At 66.5% G+C, this 2,975-nt stretch carries 3 protein-coding genes; all 3 read left to right on the top strand.

All coding sequences use genetic code 11. The annotated features are described in order from the left end of the window. A partial coding sequence (locus OXS27_RS32010; protein WP_267361681.1) for a hypothetical protein occupies positions 1-246 on the top strand: 246 nt, incomplete at its 5' end. A gap of 2 nt (positions 247-248) precedes the next feature. Further along, complete coding sequence (locus tag OXS27_RS32005; protein WP_267361680.1) at positions 249-485, top strand: hypothetical protein; 237 nt, start codon at positions 249-251, stop codon at positions 483-485. Further along, a complete protein-coding gene (locus OXS27_RS32000; RefSeq protein ID WP_267361679.1) occupies positions 475-2,922 on the top strand; it encodes a hypothetical protein in 2,448 nt (815 codons plus the stop codon). Before OXS27_RS32005 ends, OXS27_RS32000 begins: the two co-directional genes overlap by 11 nt. Positions 2,923-2,975 lie beyond the last annotated feature (53 nt).

Genomic DNA, 2,975 nt, shown 5'->3' with positions numbered 1-2,975 from the left:
GAGGCCGAGGTGGATGCCGCCCACACTCAGATCCGCAACCAGCGCGAGGTCGAGCTATCCCGCGAGCGGCTGCTCCACGCCCGCCGGCACGAAACTGCCGTTCGGCAACTCGGCCAGCCGATGCCCGAGCTAACCGAGGAGCAGAGGCGCGAGCGGCGTGCCGAGATCCGCCGCGGCGTCGAGCGTGAGTTTGCTGCCTACGATGAGGAGCGTGCGCGGCTCGGCGCCGCCCTCGGCCGCCGGTAACCATGACCCGCGTCACCGAGATCGCCACCTACCTGCTCGGAACCGGCATCGGCGACACCGAGGCGGCCTGGAAGGCCGAAGTGGTCGAGACGATCGCCGCACGCTGGCCGGACGTCGGCGAGGCCGAGCTGATCGCGGCGTTCGAGTTGGTGATGATCGAGACGGGCACGCAGTTGATTGAGGCGCTGGATCGCAACCTTCGACGTGCGTCAGGCATAGGAGCGCCAGATGGCCGATGAAACCCTCCGCATGGAAGCCGAGGTCCGGGACAAATTCTCCGGACCTTTGAAGAGCCTACGGCAGCAGTTGCTCGACACCGGCCGCGAGGGCGCCCAGCACGGCCAGAACCTAGCGAAGGGCATGGGCAAGGCGGAGGCGGCCATCCAGTCGACGGCGAAGGCGGCTCAGACCGTGCTCAACCCGGCGCTGGCCACTTTGGGTGTCACGGGCTTGGGGGCCGGTGTCGCGGTGGCGGGCATCGCATCCGCGTTGAACAACCTCGGTGGCAACCTGTCGAGCCTGGGCCAGCTGTCCCGGGAGACCGGGATGGCTGCCGATCAGCTGCGGATCTTCCAGTCCGTGGCGGGCAAGTTCGGTATCTCGACCGACGCGTCTGCTGCCGCCGCAAAAACGTTCGCGTCAAACATGCGCGACATCCGGCGCGGAAGTGCCGAAATATCCGGCTTTCTACAGTCGCAAAATCCTATCATTTCGCAATACTTCGAGAAGTTCAAGAACAGCAAAAACAATGATGAAGCCACAAAGATCTTCGAGGACATGCTGGAGCATGTGAAGGATCCGGTGGACCGAGCCCGTCTTGCCGGACGGATGACCGGCAACGAAGAGTTCGGGCGGCTCGGCGACGGATCACGGGGACCGATCGCCAGCCTCAACCGCTCGACCGCAGAACGCCTTGGGCCGCTGCCTCCGGGCAGCGTCGAGAGCGCCGAGCGCTATGAGCGCGCCATCGCGGATCTGCGCGGCTCCATGCAGCGGGTCGGCACAACGATCGCCACCGAGTTACTCGGTCCCGCAGAGAAGTTTACGACGTGGATTGATGAGGTCGTGGCCGGCAAGCGCGGCGATGTCACCAAGGGCCTGCGCGAAGGCATCCGGGGCATTAAGACGGAGTTGGAGGCGATCAACTGGCAGGAGTTCGGCAAGGACAGCCTCGCCATCCTTGGAGAGACGACGGCACTCGCTGGCAAGGCCGCCGGGGCGTTCCATCAGATCGCCGAGACGATCCACTCTCTGCGGAACGGCGAGTACTTGCAGGCGCTTCGCGGCGCTGATGGAGCTGACGGTTCGCTCGCCCGGAAGGTGGCACCGCGTGTCGGCGACGACGAGCTCGACGCGCGCGAGAACGTCGATCGCCTGCGCAAGCTACGGGATCTGTCGAGTGAGGCTGCCAGCCACCTGATCGGCCGGACGCAGCAGCGCATGGGGCTGATCGACAGCCCGGAGGCGGCGCAGCAGAAGCTCGACGCGGCCGAGGCCGAGCTGAAGCGCCTCCAGGCGCGCACCCCGGAGCAGCGGCAGAAGGACTTCGAGGCCAGCGACAAGCTGCGGCGCTCCATCGATAACCTGTCCGAGACCATCAAGGCGCAGCAAGGAGCTACAGCGCAGAAGTCGTCGGCCGACGGCGATGGGCCGTTCGCTGGTGCCAAGATTCAATCCGCGTCCTACGGCGGTGGCGGCGGCTTCGGCAGGATGCCAGGCCTCGGCGGAGGCTCGGGGCCGGGCTACTCGGGCGAGCAGGGTGAGCGCAGCGCAATGCGCGAGCGCTTCCGTGAGCACCTGAAGCGGACCGTCCCAGGTTACGATGGCGGGGATACGGTGCCGATCGGGCCAGGTGGGCGCGTGCCGCCGATGGGCGGCTCAGTCCCCCGCGGTGATGGTAGCGGCAATGCAAGGGCGGCTCGTACCGGCCAGATGATGGGTTACGCGATGGATCAGCTCCGTCGCGAAGGAGTACCTGAGGATCAGCTTCGGCAGGCCGCAGCCCACCTCGTTGGGCAGGCAACGATGGAGTCGGGCCTGGACCCGAACAAGGTCCACGACGGCGGCACCGGCTACGGCATCTACGGCGCCAGGGATCCTCATCCCGGCCGCGGTCGCCGGACTGAAATGTTCAACTGGCTGGAGAGGAACGGCTACGCGCGAAATTCGGCCGAAGGGCAGATGCGCGAGATGGCGCACCGAGCCATGTCCGGTCGCTTCCCTCAGACGCGAGGCATTTTGCTCGGACGCGGCTCTGGAGATCTGGATCGCGACACCAACGCGATCACGGGTGAGTTTGAGAGCCCGGCCATAATCAATCGACGTTCCGGGGCCGTGCGCAACGCCCTGCGTACCGGTCCCGAGGTGGCAGCGAACCGCCCCGAAGGTATCCCGCGTCCTGACATCAGCAGTGCCGACGGCGAAGGCTGGGCGTCCCGCGAGAAGGCTCGTAAGGAGTTCGAAGCCAAGATCCAGCAGGGCGAAGGGCGCTTGGATCGGTCAGCCGGGCGCGCAGGCGTGATGGGCGGCAACAAGCTCGAAGCCAACGGCTCCGTCAGTGTCGTCGTGCAGAAGCCCGGACCCGAGACCCAGGTGCGGACCTCGACGGCCGGCAACCTATTCAAGGACGTTGTATTGCGTCGTGGTCGGCCCATGGCGGCGGGGGACAGCACCTGACGTCGTGCAGCACAGCGGTGCTCAGATGCGGCGGGCGGATTGAGGCTGGACCG

Origin of the sequence: Methylobacterium sp. GC_Met_3 (genome assembly GCF_026540775.1) — a bacterium.
Lineage (GTDB): Bacteria > Pseudomonadota > Alphaproteobacteria > Rhizobiales > Beijerinckiaceae > Methylobacterium.
Note: the sequence above shows the minus strand (reverse complement) of the source record. Positions and strands in the feature narration are given on the sequence as shown.